Here is a 15147-nt window from a genome sequence, read left to right on the forward strand (position 1 = left end):
CGCCATGACGATGCCCGCCCTCGCCCGCCTCCTCGGCCTTGCCGGGCTCCTGCCGCTGCTTGCGCTGGTGGTGCTGCTTTCAACTGGTGCAGCGCCGGCGTGGCAGGGTGCGGCGGTTGCGCTGGGGCTGGGCTATGCGATGCTGATCCTGAGCTTTCTGGGCGGGCTGTGGTGGGGGCTGGCGGCGGCCACGCAGCGACCGGTGCCGGGATGGGTGTGGGTGGTGGCGGTGGTGCCGTCGCTCCTCTGCTGGGGGGTGATGGGGCTGGTCGGGCTGCAGGTCATCGCCGTGCAACAGGGGTTGGCGATCACCGGTGGCGGGCTGCTGCTGGCGCTGCTGGTGGACCGGGCGCTGGCGGCAGAGGGGCTGGCGCCGGCATGGTGGCTGGCGCTTCGCTATCCGCTGAGCCTGGGACTTGGCGGGTTGAGCCTGGCGGCGGCAGCGCTCGCCTAGAGGATTTTTCCGGGATTCATGATTCCGAGCGGATCGAGCGCGGCCTTGATCGCACGCATGGCGGCGAGATGGGCGGGCGGCAGCAGCCGCGCGAGATCGGCGCGCTTGAGCGTGCCGATGCCGTGCTCGGCACTGATGCTGCCGCCGGCGGCGGTGACGAGATCGTGCACCAGCCGGGTGATGGCGGCGGCCTGATCGGGATCCCAACTGCCGCCGGCGGGGGCGCGGACATTGAAGTGGAGGTTGCCATCGCCGAGATGGCCGAAGGCGATGACGCGGCTGCCGGGAATTCGCGACTCCACCTCGGCGGTTGCCGCGAGGCAGAAATCCGGCAGCCTGGCGACCGGGACCGAAATGTCGTGATGGACCGCGGGGCCATCGAGGCGCTCGGCGGGGGGCAGGTTTTCGCGCAGGCTCCACAGGGCTTCCACCTGCGCGCCCGATTCAGCGAGGGTGGCGTCGGCGATCAGCCCATCCTCGAGGGCCGCGCCGAGCGATTCGGCAAGCACCTGCTGCAGGGTGGCCGGACCGGCGAGCTCGATCAACGCATGCCAATCATGGGCGTCGGCGAGCGGCGCGCGCTGGCCGGGGATGTGCTTCAGCACCAGAGCGAGGCCGCTGCCGGGCACCAGCTCGAAGCTTTCCACCTGGCCGGCCGAGGCGGCGCGGAGCCGGGCCAGCAATGCCAGTGCCGCTTGCGGGCTCGCGAGCCCGGCCCAGGCAACGGCGCGGTGCGCCGGGGCCGGAACGAGCTTCAAGGTGACTGCGGTGACGATGCCGAGCGTGCCCTCGGCGCCGATGAGGAGCTGCTTCAGATCATAGCCGCGATTGTCCTTGGGCAGGCCGGCGAGCTGATCGAGCAGTTCGCCATCGGGAAGCACGGCCTGCAGCCCCGCCACCAGCGCGCGCATTGTGCCGTGGCGGAGAACCTGCACGCCGCCTGCGTTGGTGCTCACCAGCCCGCCGATGGTGGCGCTGCCGCGCGCTGCCAGGCTGAGGGGAAAGGCAAGGCCATGGTCGGCGGCGGCTTCATGGACCGTCTGCAGGATGGCGCCGGCCTCCACCACCATCGTCAACCCCGCCGGATCGATGCTGCGGATCGCGGCCATGCGCTTGAGGCTGAGGAGCACGCCGCTGCCGTCGGCGCTGGGGATGCCGCCGCCGACCAGCCCGGTGTTGCCGCCCTGCGGCACCAGCGGCACCCCATGGGCAGCAGCCGTCCGCACGATCGCCTGCACCTGGGCCGTGGTGCGTGGCATCAGCAACAGCGCCGAGCGGCCCTGATGCTTGCGGCGCCAATCGATCAGATGCGGTGCCAGCTCGTCGGCATCGGTGCTGCTGTTGCCGGGGCCGGCGGCAGCGGCAAGGGCTACCAACGCCTCGGGGGCTTGCGCGGTGGCGGGCGTGGAAGGGCTGATCGGCGCAGAAGCGGGCATCGGCGCAGCATAGGCACTTCCTTTGCGCGGCTCAAATCGAAGGGCATGGGGGTGGACTTGACGGGGGTGGGCATGACGCGGATGGGCTAGACGGGACGGCGCGATTTTCAAGGGGTTCAGCCCGGGTTCAAGCGGCGCGGGGCAGTCGCTCCGCTTTTGTGCAACACGAGATGGTGAATGGCTGTTCCGGCGAGGCGAATGATGGCGATGGGGGTGCCAGCGGTGGCGCTGGCCCTGCTTGCCTCCGCGCTGGCGCCGGCCCTGGCGCAGCGACCCTCGGCGCGCAGCAGCTTCCAGGCGGAACGTGGCCGGCCGGCACCGCAGCCCGCCGAGAGCTTCGACGTGCTCTCGCCCTGGGAGCGGATGAACGTGGAGCCTGGTGCCCCCCTCAATGTGCGGCCGGAACCGCCGACCGAGGGGCGCAAGACTTGCATCCGGGTCGATGGCATCGCCGGTGCACAGATGTTCGGCGACACCGCGATCGAGCTGACGATGCGCAATGGCCAGCATTGGCGGCTGTTCCTTGCCAACCAGTGCCCGGGGTTGAGCTTTTACCAGGGCTTCTATTATCGCCGCGGCAAGGCTGGGATGCTTTGTGCGGGCCGCGATACAATCGGCGCGCGTTCTGGCGGAGAATGCGCGATTGCGAGCATTGTGCGCATCGCTGGCAACTGATGCATTAATGCAACGCTGGCGTCGGATTGTCGCACTTCTGAAATAATCGCCGAGGCTCACACTTTAGCCGAGTGGACAGGCTTCGATCGCCGCAGCAGACTGACCCCCGTTGGTATGGGAGTGCCAATATCGCGACCGGGCGGAAACAACGCTGGCGTGATGAAAGGGCCAATGGGGAGGATTGATAAATGGTGCGCATTTTGGGAGCCCGAGTCCGTCTGGTTGCCGGTGTTTCGGCAATTTCGTTGATTTCATTGCCGGCTTTTGCACAGACAAGCGCGCAGGCGCCCCAGGACACGGGGATCGAGGAAATTGTCGTTACCGCGCAGCGCACAGCACAGAGCCTGCAGGATGTGCCGATTGCCGTGAGCGCCTTTTCGGCTGAAGCGTTGCAGCGACAGCAGATCAACAATCCGCTCGATATCCAGCTCACCCTGCCCAACATCACCTTCACCAAGGGCAACTTCACCGGATCGAGCTTCACCATCCGCGGCATCGGCGATCTGTGCGTGGGCGTGACGTGCGACAGTGCCACGGCCATCCATGTCGAGGGGATGCCGCTGTTCGGCACCCGGCTGTTCGAAGCCGAATTCTTCGATCTTGAGCGCGTGGAAGTGCTTCGCGGTCCACAGGGCACGCTGTTCGGCCGCAACGCCACCGGTGGCGTGGTCAACTTCGTCAACGCCAAGCCGCAGATGGATGCAATCCACGCGACGGGTGAAGTGGAATATGGCAATTACAATTCGCTGCGCGTGAAAGGCATGTTCAACCTGCCGATCGGCGACACGCTCGCCATCCGGGTGGCGGGCACCTATCTCAAGCGCGACGGCTTCACCAACAACCTGTTCGACAACAGCCGCATCGATGGCCGCGATCTTTACGCGATCCGCGGCTCGATCCGCTGGGAGCCGACGCCGAACACCACGGTCGATGCCATGGCCTATTATTTCCGCGAGGATGATGACCGCAGCCGCGTCCAGAAGCAGTTGTGCCAGCGTGATCCGACCGGCGTGCTGGGCTGCCTGCCGGGCCGATCCGAATTCGGGACGACGAATGCGAACTCGACCTTTGCGGGCACGTTGAGCAGCCGGGAATTCTTGACGAGCCAGGCCGGGCCGGCGATCGGCAGCATAGGGCTTGGCAGCCTTTATGGCCCGGACGCCTATTCGTCGGCAATCAACCCGACCGATGTTCGCACGGTCAACACCGCTTTCACGCCGAACTACTTTGCCGAGGAGCAGCAGTACATGCTGCGCATCGCGCATGATTTCGGCAGCATGAAGGTGCAGGCGACCGGCATGTACCAGAAGAATGCGGTGGACAGCCAGGTCGACTACAGCCTGGCCGTGCAGAACCGGGCAGTCTATCAACCCGGCATCAACAATCTGATCGGGCTGGCACAGGTGCTGCCGCAGTTCGCGCCGACGGTGGCGGCGATTTTGCCGAACGGCGCAAATGGCGCGATCTGCTCTTCGCAGTCGGAGTTTACCGGCACGGGTGCATTCGGTGGCAACAAGCAGTGCAGCAACGTGCCGCTGGTGTTCGACAGGTCGAACGAGGAGCGGCGCAGCTGGACGGGCGAGCTGATCCTCAATTCACAGTTCGACGGGCCGTTCAACTTTCTGCTCGGCGGCATTTATGTCGATCAGAACCTGCCTGAAAACAGCTATTTCGTGAACGGCTTCGCGATCGACTATGTTGCCGGCGTGCTGGGCGCAGCGACGGCGTTGGGCAATCCGGCGCTCGGCAACGTCTATCTGGGCACGCCGTTCTTCCGCAACAACACCGACGAATATACGTTGAAGTCCTATGGGTTGTTCGGCGAGCTTTATTACAACTTCAGCGACTCGGTGAAACTGACAGTCGGCGGTCGTTACAACAATGACAAGAAGTTCGTGCGAGCGCGCTCGACCTTGGCAAGTTTCCCGGTGCCGGCAAACGCGACCAATGCATTCGCTTCGCCTTTTGTCGGCGCGTTCGATGCCGATCCCGGCACACCGGGCAACCAGTTGTTCCAGGAGCGCCGGGTGAGCTTTTCGGAGTTTACCGGCCGTGCCGTGCTGGACTGGAAGATCAGCGACGACAGCCTGGTCTATGCCTCCTACTCGCGCGGCTACAAGTCGGGGGGCATCAACCCGCCCTTGCAGCCGATTTTTTCGGTGCCGGACAGCTTTGCACCGGAATTCGTGAATGCCTTCGAGATCGGCTCGAAGAACACCTTCCTCGACGGCGCGCTACGGGCGAACATCACGGCTTTCTATTATCAATACAAGGGCTTGCAGCTGAGCCGGATCGTGGCGCGGACCTCGGTGAACGACAATGTCGATGCGACTGTCTATGGTCTGGAAGGCGAGTTCATCGTGCAGCCGACGCGGGGCCTCGCGTTCAATTTCGGCGCCAGCTACCTCAAGACCGAAGTGAACCAGGACAAGTTCCTGTCCAACCCGCGCGATCCTTCGGGCGGGCGGTCGGATGCGGTGATCATCAAGGACATTTCGAATGGCTCGAATTGTGCGGTGATCAACAATGGCGCCGGCGGGCAGGCGGCCACTGCGGCCTTTGTGACCGGAGCCAACAATGCGATCAACGCCGGGGCTATTCCCGGGTTGCAGGCAGGAGCGGGCTTGCGTGGGCCGACCGCCTTTCCGTCTGACTCCGGCATCAATGGCGCCACGGGTGCGTTCGGGATTTGCGGGGTGTTGCAGGCGGTGGGTGCCGGGACCCAGTTCCAGACGCTGGCAGCCGGCGTCGAGACCAACCTTCGCGGCAACCAGCTGCCGCAGGCGCCGACCTACAAATTCTCGGCCGGCGCGCAATATACGGCCGAATTCGACAATGGCATGAGCATGGTGCCGCGCGTTGACCTGGCGCACACCGGCGAGAGCTTCGGCAACATCTTCAACGGGCTGATCAACCGCATCGAAGGCTATACGGTGATCAATGCGCAGGTGCAGTTGAACGGTCGGGACGACCGCTGGTATCTGCGTGGTTTCGTGCAGAACCTGACGAACAACAATGCGACCACCGGACTGTATGTGACCGACCAGTCTTCGGGGCTGTTCACCAACATCTTCACGCTCGAGCCTCGCCGCTATGGCGTGGCGGCCGGCTTCCGCTTCTGAGGTTTTTGCGGCGCGCGAATGGGGGTCTGTGGCGACGCAGGCCCCCATTTTTTGACGGGCGGCTCGCTTTCTCGCGGAAACATGGTAATGCGATTGACTTTCCCGCACTTTGGCGGGATGCGCCGTGCGACGCGCGCGGTGCGCAGGCATTGGGAAAAGCATGAATTCTACTGAACAGGGCGGCTTCGCTGAACTGGGATTGTCCGACGCGCTGATGCGCGCTGTCGAGGACAGCGGCTATACCGTGCCGACGCCGATCCAGAAGGGTGCCATCCCGTCGGTGCTGATGGGGCGCGACATCATCGGCGTAGCGCAGACCGGGACCGGCAAGACGGCCAGCTTCGTGCTGCCGATGATCGACATTCTGGCCGAGGGCCGCAGTCGCGCGCTGATGCCGCGCTCGCTCATCCTCGAGCCGACCCGCGAGCTCGCCCAGCAGGTGAGCGAGAATTTCGACAAATATGGCAAGTATCACAAGCTGAGCATGGCGCTGCTCATCGGCGGCGTTTCGATGGGGGACCAGCTGGCGGCGCTCGAAAAGGGTGTCGATGTGCTCATCGCCACGCCGGGTCGGCTGATGGACCTGTTCGGGCGCGGCAAGATCATGCTCAACCAGTGCGGGCTGCTGGTGATCGACGAGGCCGACCGGATGCTCGACATGGGGTTCATTCCCGATATCGAGACGATCTGCACCAAGCTTCCTGCCGTGCGGCAGACATTGCTGTTCTCGGCCACCATGCCGCCGCCGATCAAGAAGCTGGCGGACCGGTTCATGACCGACCCGCGCATGATCGAAGTGGCGCGGCCGGCGAGCACCAACACCTCGATCACCCAATGGGTGGTGAAGGTGGAGCCACGTGCCAAGCGCGAGACGCTGCGCGCCATGCTCCGCGACGAGGGGCTGAAGAACGCCATCATCTTCTGCAACCGCAAGCGCGACATCAAGGAACTGGTCGACAGCCTGGGACGCTCGGGCTTTGCGGTGACGCAGATCCATGGCGACATGGACCAGGGCGACCGGATCAAGCAGCTCGACCGCTTCAAGTCGGGCGAAATCAACATCATCGTCGCCTCCGATGTGGCGGCGCGTGGCCTCGATATTCCGGGCGTGAGCCATGTCGTCAATTATGACGTGCCGCACCATGCCGAGGATTATGTCCACCGCATCGGCCGCACCGGCCGAGCGGGGCGCACCGGCACCGCCTTCACGCTGATGACGGCCGATGAGGCCGAGAACCTGCATGAGGTGGAAAAACTGATCGGCCAGAAGGTGCCGGTCTGGGGCGCGGCACCGGCCAAGGCAGCACCCGCACCCGCACCCGCAGCCGCAGCCGAACCAGTGGCAGCGCCAGCGGCCAGGGCCGCGCCGCGCGCGGTGGAAGAAGATGAAGCGCGGCCCGAGAAGCGCCCGGGACGGCGCCGCGGTGGTCGTGGTCGCAGCGCCAGGCCGGATGCCGCCGCACCGGTTGCGCCGGCGCGTATCGCGCCAGCGGAACGCGAAGCACCGCGCGCCGAAACGCGGTCTCCGCCGCGGACCGAGGCGCCACGCCGGGACTATCCGCCGCTCGACACCCGTCCGCGTGACAGCCGCGGCCGGGATGACCGCAACCGCGACGGGCGACGGCGCCAGGATGACGATGGCGACCGCTTCGTCGGTTTCGGCGAGGAGGGCCTGCCCGATTTCCTCACCCGCAAGGCGACGATCGAATAGACCCGGCGCTGCGGCACGGCTCGCTTCGTACAGCATGGCCCGATACACTGGCGCCATGCCGCACAGCGCAGCCAGCCTTGCCCCGTTCCGTCGCCACCATGCCACGTTGCGCCTTGGCCTGACGCGGCTCGACATGGCGGACTGGCTCGATTCCGCGCCCGACATGGCGGCAAGACTGGCATTGCGGCGAGCGCGGCTGGCGCGGCACCCGGACGCCTTGCAGGCCCTTGCGCATGCAGGGCCGGCAGTGGCCGAGTTCGCGGCGCGTGTCGGCGCGGCGGCGCCAACGCTCGAAGCGATTGCCACCACCATCCATGAAGATGTGATGCTGCTCGAGCGACACGGCGAGCAGCATCGATTGCTGGCGGGCATCCTGCTGTTTCCATCGGACTGGCGGGTGGCGGACATGATCGGCAAGCCGGTCGCGGCGATCCATGCGCGGGTGCCGGGGTTCGGCGATCGGCTGGCGGCGCCGATCGAGCACATCCTTGGCAATCTGGACCAACCGCTGCAGCGCGCCAATTGGGCGATCACCGAAACGCCGGATCTGGTCTATGCGCCCGATCTGGCGCCCGCCCTGCGGTTCGGGCACATCACCCCGGAAAACGCCGGATCGGCGCTGGCGTTGCGGGTGGAGCGGCAGACGCTGACCAGGATGCCCGAGACCGGCAGCATCGCTTTCACCATCGGCATCCATACCGCTGCGCTGGACTCGTTGCCGCTCGATCTGCTGCCGGCGCTGCTCCACGCGCTGGGTGCCATGCCGGCAGCCGAAGCGGCGCGGCGCGCGGTCGCAGCCTTTGCGCCAGCCATTCGCGGCTGGGCGGCGCAGCGGATGAACGCTTGAGAAGTGCTCGCCAACGACTAGAGTTGTAGCATGCCAGCCATGCTCTCCCCGGCCGTTTCGGTCAGCCCGCAGATCATGCCGGAGGATTGCGCCGGTCTCGCGGCGCAAGGTTTTGCCTTCATTGTGAACAACCGGCCCGATGGCGAAGCGCCCGGCCAACCGGCCGGCGAGGCGATTGCCGCGGAGGCGGATGCGGCGGGAATGGGATATGCCTTCATCCCCATCGATCACAATGGCTTCGCGCCCGAGCAGGTGCATGCGATGGCCGACGCGCTGGCGCGGAGTCCGGGGCCGGTGCTGGCCTTTTGCCGTTCGGGCACACGGTCCTGCCACCTCTGGGCGCTTGCCGAGGCCTCGGTGGGGGCTGATGCGCGGACGCTGATCGAGGCAGCGGCGGCTGCGGGCTATGACATTGCAATGATGGCAGGAACGCTGCGCCATATTGCCCAGGGTGCTGCGGCGCGATGATCTGGACGTCGCTGCTGGGCATTTTCACGTTGGTCGGGCTTGCCTGGGCGCTTGGCTTTCGCAAGAGCGCGTCCCTGACCGATGCCGGAATGGCGGCGGCCGAGGCAGCGGTGGCGATCGCGGGCTTTGACCCGGCAGAAGCCGTGGTGTCGGACTCGGCGGATGCAGCAATCGTGGTGGCGCGCGATGGGCGGTTGGCGCTGGTGCGTTGCTTCGGAGACAGGTTCGTGGTGCGGTTGCTCAAGGGGGCGCAGGCGCGGGTGGAGGGGGGCACCTTGCACCTGCGGCTTGCCGAGCCCGGCTTTCCGGACGCGGCGCTGGTGCTTGGTGCGGATACAGCGCGATGGGGGGCGCGAGTATGACGTTTCCCGATCCGGTGCAGCTTGCCGTACCGGCTTTCATCATTGCCATGATGCTGGAAATGTTCATGATTCGCGCCGGCGTGCGTGGGGGCCAGCGCGGGCAGTACGAGTGGCGGGATACCGGCACGTCCTTGGCGATGGGGTTTGGCAACACCATGGTGGCCGTGCTTGTGGGGGGTGGAATCGTCGCCTCGATGCGCTGGCTGGCGGGGTTTGCGCTCTTCGATATTCCGCTGGTGTGGTGGGTCGTGCCGTTGTGCTTCGTGGCGGAAGACTTTGCCTATTACTGGTTTCACCGGACCGCGCACCGGGTTCGCTGGTTCTGGGCCAGCCATATCATCCACCATAGTTCGCAGCATTATAATCTGAGCACCGCCCTGCGGCAGACCTGGACGGGGTGGCTTTCGCTGAGTTTCGTCTTTCGCATGCCGTTGCTTCTGTTGGGTTTTCCGGTGGAGATGGTGCTGTTCTGCGCAGGGCTGAACCTGGTCTATCAATTCTTCATCCACACCGAAGTGATCGACAAGCTGCCGTTCGGGATGGAGGGCTGGCTCAATTCGCCGTCGCATCACCGGGTGCATCATGGCACCAACCCGCAATATCTCGATCGCAATTATGGCGGGGTTTTCATCGTGTGGGACCGGATGTTCGGCACGTTCGAGCCCGAGGTCGAGAAGCCGCGTTATGGCATCATCCACAACCTGGCCAGCTTCAATCCGCTGTGGGTGGCGGTGCATGAATGGACAGGAATTGCGCGTGACGCGGGTCGTGCGCGGTCGGTCGGGGGGCTTTTCAGGGCAGTTCTGGGTCCTCCTGGGGCAGTTTCCGGCGAAACTTCGGACACGATCCGGGCAGCTTCGGCCAGTTCCGGGGTGCGCCCGGCCGCTGTTCCGGCTGAATGAGCCTCAGCCGCCGTCAGGCGATCGGTTTGGGGGTTGGCGGGGCGGCTTCGCTGCTGGTTGCGCGCGCGGTCGACCAGGGGGTGATCCCGATCCTGGGCAGCCCGGCGCTCAAAGCCTGGGAGGACTGGAACCGTCGCCGGCATTCGGGGCCGCTGGCGCTGGTGGCGGCGGGGATCCTTTCGGCCAGCCCGCACAACACCCAGCCGTGGCGATTTGCGGTGGGGCGGCTGGGGGTCGATATCTTCGAAGTGCCCGAGCGGGCGCTGGGGGCAATGGACCCGTTCGGGCGCGAGCGGCTGGCGGGGCTTGGGGGGGCGATCCATACGATGGCGCTGGCCTCGACGGGCATCGGACGGCTGGGGACGGTGCGGCTGCTGCCCGACCCCGAGCATCCGGGTCATGTGGCGCGGATCGAGCTCGATACCGAAAGTGCCGGGGCGCCGCCGCCGCACCCGCTGCTGCCCGCCATCGGGCGGCGCCATACGCACCGGGGGGCCTGGACGGGGGCGGTGCTGACGGCGGAGGAGATTGCAGCGCTCATGGCGTTTCCGCGGCCGCCGGAGATCGGGCTGCGGCTGTTTGCGGCAACGAGTGCGGACGGGCAGCGGTTCGCGGCGGCCACGACGGCGGCGACGCAGGCGATTGCCGAGGATGCGGCGATGATGGCGGCGTCGCACCGCTGGTTCCGGCACAGCCGCAGCGAGCAGGACCGGCACAAGGACGGGCTGACGCTGGCGACTTCGGGGACGCCGCCGCTGCTGGCGGCGGCGGCCGCGATGCTGCCGGCGCCTTCGGCGGAGACCGAGGGGCGCTACTGGCTGGAGGCGACGCGCGAGGTGCATCTGCCGACCGCGTCGGTGTTCGGCGTGATCACCGCCGCCGACCCCTGGCACCGGCGGCAGGGGCTGCTGGCGGGGATGGCGTGGCAGCGGCTGCACCTCATCGCCACATCGCTCGGGCTGGTGGCGCAACCGCTAAACCAGTTGCCGGAGATGATCGACCGGGCGCGGCAGCTGGGCGTGGCGTCGCCGTTTGCGCGCGATGCCGCTTTGCTGGCGGATGCGCCGATCACGTTCGCGTTCCGGCTGGGCCGCGCGGCGGAGGCGGCGGGGGCGGCGCTGCGGCGGCCGGTTTCGGAAGTGATCGGCGCGCCGGCGCGGCTAGGGTTCGAGATCGACCGGGCGAAAGCGGAGACGGCGGTGCGCGATGCGCAGTTCGATGCGCGCTATCCGGGGCGGCGCTGATCCTGCACGTTGCGGCGGAACCAGTCTGTCAGCGCGTCTTCGGTGAGGTCTCCGGCGGCGAGGGCGAGTGTTGTCAGGATGCTGTCGGCATCGCTGCTCACCAGCTTGAAACCGTTCAGGGCCAGGAAGATTTCGGCGACGACATAGGCGGTGCGCTTGTTGCCATCGACGAAGGGATGATTGCGTGCCAGCCCGAAGGCATAGGCGGCGGCGAGCTGGCTGATGTCGGGCGTGCCATAGGCGGCCAGATTGACCGGCCGCGCCATGGCGGACTCGAAAGCGCCGGCATCGCGCACGCCGGCAGCACCGCCATGCTCGGCGAGTTGCTCATCGTGGATCGCCAGCGCGACGCCGGCGTCCACCCATGTCCAGCCGGTCATTTCGCGAGTTCGCGCAGGACAGCGCGACGCTCCTTCATGATCCGCCGCGCCACCGCCATCTGCTCCTCGAACACCGGATCATGCGGGGTGATCCGATAGCCGTCGGGCGTCTCGACGAGATAGAGCGCATCGCCCTTGTCCATCTTGAGACGCGCCAGAACCTCCTTGGGGAGGATGATGCCGGCGCTGTTGCCGATGGCGGTGATCTTGAGGTGGTGCATGGCAGCCTCGAGTGTGTTTGTACGGGCGTTATAACAATTTGCAGGGGCTGCTGCAACACGCCCCTAGAAACTTTGGGGTGCAGGGGACGAATCCCCTGCCCGCCGGAGGCGCTTTTCCTTGCCCGGCAGGTGGCGAGGGAGTTGGAGTATTGCCGGCGGGGTGTCGACCCCCTCACCCCGCTCGCCTTTGGCGAGTCGCCCTCTCCCGCGAGGGGAGAGGGTTTCGTCCCCACCCTCCCCCGCGTTGCGGGAGAGGGGGTTTTTCCGGGTTACTCGGCGGCGTCGGAGAGCGGCGGGAGGTTGTGGCCGAGGAGGCGAAGGAGGTCGGCGGCGGCTTCGACGATGTTGGTGCCGGGGCCGAAGATGGCGGCGGTGCCGACTTCGCGGAGGAAGTCGTAATCCTTGGGCGGAATGACGCCGCCGGCGATGACGCGGATGTCGGGGCGGCCGGCGTCCTTCAGTTGCTGGATGAGGGCGGGAACGAGGGTCTTGTGGCCGGCGGCGAGGCTGCTCGAGGCGACGAGATCGACATCGAGATCGAGGGCGAGCTTGCGGGCTTCCTCGGGCGTCTGGAACAGGGGGCCGACAGTGGCTTCGAAGCCGAGATCGGCAAGCGCCGAGCCCACGACCTTGGCGCCGCGATCATGACCGTCCTGCCCCATCTTGACGATGAGCACGCGCGGCTTGCGGCCCTTGCGGCGTTCGAACGCCTCCACACCTTCGGCGACGCGGGTGTAGGCGGGGTCGCCCTGATAGGCTTCGGCATAGATGCCCTTGGCCATGCGGACGATAGCGACATGGCGGCCGAACACGTCTTCGAGGGCGCTCGAGATTTCCCCCAGCGTGGCGCGGGCGCGGGCGGCTTCGACGGCGGTTTCGAGCAGATTGGCCGAGCCGGCGGCGGCCTCGCGGAGCGCCTGCAGGGTGGCATCGACGCGGGCCTGGTCGCGGTTGGCGCGCAAGGTTTCCAGCCGGGCGATCTGGCTGGCGCGGACGGCGACATTGTCGACATCGAGGATATCGAGCTTCTCCTCGCTCGATGGCTTGTATTTGTTGACGCCGACGATGACGTCTTCCTGCCGGTCGACACGCGCCTGTTTGGCGCTGGCGGCCTTTTCGATTTCGAGCTTGGGCAGGCCGGTGTCGACAGCGATGGTCATGCCGCCGATGGCTTCGACTTCGGCGATGAGCTTTTCGGCGCCTTGCACGAGCGCCTCGGTGAGGGCTTCGACATAGTGGCTGCCGCCCAAGGGATCGACGACGCGGGTGATGCCGGTTTCTTCCTGCAGCACCAGCTGCGTGTTGCGGGCGATGCGGGCGGAGAAATCGGTGGGCAGCGCGATGGCTTCGTCGAGGGCATTGGTGTGGAGCGACTGGGTGCCGCCGAGGACGGCGGCGAGCGCCTCGATGGTGGTGCGGATGACGTTGTTATAGGGGTCCTGCTCGGCGAGGCTGACGCCGCTGGTCTGGCAATGGGTGCGGAGCATGAGGCTGCGCGGGTCCTTGGCGCCCAATTGCGTCATGATCCTGGCCCAGAGGGTGCGGGCGGCGCGGAGCTTGGCGACTTCCATGAAGAAGTTCATGCCGATGCCGAAGAAGAAGCTGAGGCGGCCGGCGAAGGCATCGATATCGAGGCCCTGGGCCTGGGCGGCGCGGACATATTCCATGCCGTCCGCCAGCGTGTAGCCGAGCTCCTGCACTGCCGTCGCTCCGGCCTCGTGCATGTGATAGCCGCTGATGCTGATGCTGTTGAACTTGGGCATGTGGCGCGAGGTGTGGGCGATGATGTCGGCGACGATCCGCATGCTGGGGGCGGGCGGATAGATATAGGTGTTGCGGACCATGAACTCCTTGAGGATGTCGTTCTGAATGGTGCCGTCGAGCTTCGATTGCGGCACGCCCTGCTCTTCGGCGGCGACGATGAAGAAGGCGAGGCAGGGAATGACGGCGCCGTTCATGGTCATGCTGACCGACATCTGATCGAGCGGGATGCCATCGAAGAGGATCTTCATGTCCTCGACCGAATCGATCGCGACGCCGGCCTTGCCGACATCGCCCGAGACGCGGGGATGATCGCTGTCGTAGCCGCGGTGGGTGGCGAGATCGAAGGCGACCGAGAGGCCCTTCTGGCCGGCGGCAAGGTTGCGGCGATAAAAGGCGTTGGAGGCTTCGGCGGTGCTGAAGCCGGCATATTGGCGGATCGTCCAGGGGCGGCCGGCGTACATGCTGGCGCGGACACCGCGGGTAAAGGGGGCGAAGCCGGGGAGGCCCTCGTCGCCGGCATGATCGGCCGCGGTGTAGAGCGGCTTGATGGTGATGCCCTCGGGGCTGTGCCAATCGAGATCGGCGCCCTTCACTTCCCTGGCGGCGAGCTTCTGCCAGTCTTCATGGGTGGGGATAGTCATTGCATGGTCTCCTGCGCCAAGCTTTATGCAGCCTTGGGCGACTCGTGCAACTGCGCGCGCGCGGAACAAAGGTGCTGGCGGGCGGTTGTGCGCGTGAGCAGCAGTGAAGGATGACCATGGCCGAACAACCGATCAAGCGCACGACCGATGACGCCCGCGCTGGCGAAACCCGTGGAAACGTCCGCTGGATCCTCATCATCTCCACCCTGGTTGTGGTTGGAGTGTTCATCTGGATTGCTTTCGGGACGCCCACCGATTCCGACAATGTGGATTCCGGGCCGGCGCCGGCATCTGAAACGAACTAGGGCGCTTGCTGGCGGCGGATGTTCGATCGCATTCTCGAGTTCCTGGGCGAGGCGGGCTATCTCGGGATAGCGCTGCTGATGTTTCTGGAGAACGTGTTTCCGCCGATCCCGTCGGAGCTGATCGTGCCTTCGGCAGGCTATAGCGCGGGGCAGGGTCGACTGAACCTTGCCGGGGTAATCGCGGCGGCGACGCTGGGATCGGTGACGGGAGCGCTCTTCTGGTATTTCGTCGGCAAATGGATCGGTGACGACCGGTTGAAGGCCTGGGCGGCGCGGCATGGGCGCTGGCTGACGCTGCGGCCGCGCGATGTGGAGCGGGTGGACCGCTGGTTCGATGCGCACAGTGGGAGCGCGGTGTTCTTCGGGCGGCTGGTACCGGCGGTGCGGACGCTGATCTCGGTGCCGGCAGGCATTTTCGGGATGGGGCTGGGGCGCTTCCTGCTGTTCTCGACTTTGGGGTCGGCGCTGTGGACGACGCTGCTGGCAGTGGCGGGCTATCAGTTGCAGGGGCAGCATGCGCTGGTGGGCGAATGGCTCAACCCGGTGGCGACGCTGGTGATCGGGGCGATGGTGGTGTGGTATGTCTGGCGCGTGGCCAGCTGGCGGGCGGAGTGA

15 protein-coding genes are annotated in these 15147 nt (G+C 66.3%); 11 read left to right on the forward strand and 4 right to left on the reverse strand.

The annotated features are described in order from the left end of the window. Window positions 1–4: 4 nt before the first annotated feature. On the forward strand, window positions 5–454 hold the full coding sequence (locus FHS79_RS10095) for a DUF3429 domain-containing protein (protein WP_184199167.1): 450 nt from the start codon (window positions 5–7) through the stop codon (window positions 452–454). Here the strand turns inward: FHS79_RS10095 and FHS79_RS10100 are convergent. Next, window positions 451–1890 carry an FAD-binding oxidoreductase gene (locus tag FHS79_RS10100; RefSeq protein WP_184199169.1) on the reverse strand — a complete coding sequence of 480 codons (1440 nt, stop codon included), beginning with the start codon at window positions 1888–1890 and terminating at the stop codon, window positions 451–453. The two genes, FHS79_RS10095 and FHS79_RS10100, sit on opposite strands and share 4 nt — an antisense overlap. Before the next feature lie 177 nt (window positions 1891–2067). On the opposite strand from FHS79_RS10100, the gene FHS79_RS10105 reads away from it, so the two are divergent. The 8 genes from FHS79_RS10105 to FHS79_RS10140 all read left to right on the forward strand — a co-directional run bounded on the left by FHS79_RS10105 (window position 2068) and on the right by FHS79_RS10140 (window position 11221). Beyond that, window positions 2068–2565 carry a DUF6491 family protein gene (locus tag FHS79_RS10105; RefSeq protein WP_184199171.1) on the forward strand — a complete coding sequence of 166 codons (498 nt, stop codon included), beginning with the start codon at window positions 2068–2070 and terminating at the stop codon, window positions 2563–2565. 188 nt (window positions 2566–2753) lie between these two features. After that, window positions 2754–5687 carry a TonB-dependent receptor gene (locus tag FHS79_RS10110; protein WP_184199173.1) on the forward strand — a complete coding sequence of 978 codons (2934 nt, stop codon included), beginning with the start codon at window positions 2754–2756 and terminating at the stop codon, window positions 5685–5687. 160 nt (window positions 5688–5847) lie between these two features. Then, window positions 5848–7398, forward strand: a complete 1551-nt coding sequence (locus FHS79_RS10115) for a DEAD/DEAH box helicase (RefSeq protein ID WP_184199176.1) — start codon at window positions 5848–5850, stop codon at window positions 7396–7398. A 34-nt stretch (window positions 7399–7432) separates the two neighbouring features. Further along, window positions 7433–8245 carry a heme-dependent oxidative N-demethylase subunit alpha family protein gene (locus FHS79_RS10120; protein ID WP_184199179.1) on the forward strand — a complete coding sequence of 271 codons (813 nt, stop codon included), beginning with the start codon at window positions 7433–7435 and terminating at the stop codon, window positions 8243–8245. A gap of 30 nt (window positions 8246–8275) precedes the next feature. Beyond that, window positions 8276–8713, forward strand: coding sequence for a protein tyrosine phosphatase family protein (locus tag FHS79_RS10125; RefSeq protein ID WP_184199182.1), 438 nt, complete (start codon window positions 8276–8278; stop codon window positions 8711–8713). Then, entirely contained in the window at window positions 8710–9075 is a 366-nt protein-coding gene (locus FHS79_RS10130; RefSeq protein ID WP_184199186.1) for a hypothetical protein, read from the forward strand. Before FHS79_RS10125 ends, FHS79_RS10130 begins: the two co-directional genes overlap by 4 nt. After that, window positions 9072–9977, forward strand: a complete 906-nt coding sequence (locus FHS79_RS10135; RefSeq protein WP_184199189.1) for a sterol desaturase family protein — start codon at window positions 9072–9074, stop codon at window positions 9975–9977. The genes FHS79_RS10130 and FHS79_RS10135 overlap by 4 nt, the downstream gene beginning before the upstream one ends. Further along, entirely contained in the window at window positions 9974–11221 is a 1248-nt protein-coding gene (locus FHS79_RS10140) for a hypothetical protein (protein ID WP_184199192.1), read from the forward strand. The genes FHS79_RS10135 and FHS79_RS10140 overlap by 4 nt, the downstream gene beginning before the upstream one ends. Here FHS79_RS10140 and FHS79_RS10145 read toward each other — a convergent pair. The 3 genes from FHS79_RS10145 to scpA form a co-directional block, all read right to left on the reverse strand. Next, entirely contained in the window at window positions 11203–11601 is a 399-nt protein-coding gene (locus FHS79_RS10145) for a type II toxin-antitoxin system death-on-curing family toxin (RefSeq protein ID WP_184199194.1), read from the reverse strand. The two genes, FHS79_RS10140 and FHS79_RS10145, sit on opposite strands and share 19 nt — an antisense overlap. Then, window positions 11598–11822: an AbrB/MazE/SpoVT family DNA-binding domain-containing protein gene (locus tag FHS79_RS10150; RefSeq protein WP_184199196.1), complete on the reverse strand. Its 225-nt coding sequence runs from the start codon at window positions 11820–11822 to the stop codon at window positions 11598–11600. Before FHS79_RS10150 ends, FHS79_RS10145 begins: the two co-directional genes overlap by 4 nt. A gap of 269 nt (window positions 11823–12091) precedes the next feature. Beyond that, a complete protein-coding gene (scpA, locus tag FHS79_RS10155) occupies window positions 12092–14227 on the reverse strand; it encodes a methylmalonyl-CoA mutase (protein ID WP_184199198.1) in 2136 nt (711 codons plus the stop codon). Window positions 14228–14337: 110 nt separating this feature from the next. On the opposite strand from scpA, the gene FHS79_RS10160 reads away from it, so the two are divergent. After that, window positions 14338–14532: a hypothetical protein gene (locus tag FHS79_RS10160; protein ID WP_184199199.1), complete on the forward strand. Its 195-nt coding sequence runs from the start codon at window positions 14338–14340 to the stop codon at window positions 14530–14532. Window positions 14533–14550: 18 nt separating this feature from the next. Beyond that, complete coding sequence (locus FHS79_RS10165) at window positions 14551–15147, forward strand: DedA family protein (RefSeq protein ID WP_184199201.1); 597 nt, start codon at window positions 14551–14553, stop codon at window positions 15145–15147.

This window comes from Polymorphobacter multimanifer (assembly GCF_014205635.1).
In the GTDB taxonomy this organism is placed as follows: Bacteria; Pseudomonadota; Alphaproteobacteria; order Sphingomonadales; family Sphingomonadaceae; genus Sandarakinorhabdus; species Sandarakinorhabdus multimanifer.

Bases quoted from the DNA above. Each gene is read 5' to 3' on its own strand.
- FHS79_RS10095 (WP_184199167.1), top strand. From the start codon at position 5: ATGACGATGCCCGCCCTCGCCCGCCTCCTCGGCCTTGCCGGGCTCCTG.
- FHS79_RS10100 (WP_184199169.1), bottom strand. From the start codon at position 1,890: ATGCCCGCTTCTGCGCCGATCAGCCCTTCCACGCCCGCCACCGCGCAA.
- FHS79_RS10105 (WP_184199171.1), top strand. From the start codon at position 2,068: ATGGCTGTTCCGGCGAGGCGAATGATGGCGATGGGGGTGCCAGCGGTG.
- FHS79_RS10110 (WP_184199173.1), top strand. From the start codon at position 2,754: ATGGTGCGCATTTTGGGAGCCCGAGTCCGTCTGGTTGCCGGTGTTTCG.
- FHS79_RS10115 (WP_184199176.1), top strand. From the start codon at position 5,848: ATGAATTCTACTGAACAGGGCGGCTTCGCTGAACTGGGATTGTCCGAC.
- FHS79_RS10120 (WP_184199179.1), top strand. From the start codon at position 7,433: ATGGCCCGATACACTGGCGCCATGCCGCACAGCGCAGCCAGCCTTGCC.
- FHS79_RS10125 (WP_184199182.1), top strand. From the start codon at position 8,276: ATGCCAGCCATGCTCTCCCCGGCCGTTTCGGTCAGCCCGCAGATCATG.
- FHS79_RS10130 (WP_184199186.1), top strand. From the start codon at position 8,710: ATGATCTGGACGTCGCTGCTGGGCATTTTCACGTTGGTCGGGCTTGCC.
- FHS79_RS10135 (WP_184199189.1), top strand. From the start codon at position 9,072: ATGACGTTTCCCGATCCGGTGCAGCTTGCCGTACCGGCTTTCATCATT.
- FHS79_RS10140 (WP_184199192.1), top strand. From the start codon at position 9,974: ATGAGCCTCAGCCGCCGTCAGGCGATCGGTTTGGGGGTTGGCGGGGCG.
- FHS79_RS10145 (WP_184199194.1), bottom strand. From the start codon at position 11,601: ATGACCGGCTGGACATGGGTGGACGCCGGCGTCGCGCTGGCGATCCAC.
- FHS79_RS10150 (WP_184199196.1), bottom strand. From the start codon at position 11,822: ATGCACCACCTCAAGATCACCGCCATCGGCAACAGCGCCGGCATCATC.
- scpA (WP_184199198.1), bottom strand. From the start codon at position 14,227: ATGACTATCCCCACCCATGAAGACTGGCAGAAGCTCGCCGCCAGGGAA.
- FHS79_RS10160 (WP_184199199.1), top strand. From the start codon at position 14,338: ATGACCATGGCCGAACAACCGATCAAGCGCACGACCGATGACGCCCGC.
- FHS79_RS10165 (WP_184199201.1), top strand. From the start codon at position 14,551: ATGTTCGATCGCATTCTCGAGTTCCTGGGCGAGGCGGGCTATCTCGGG.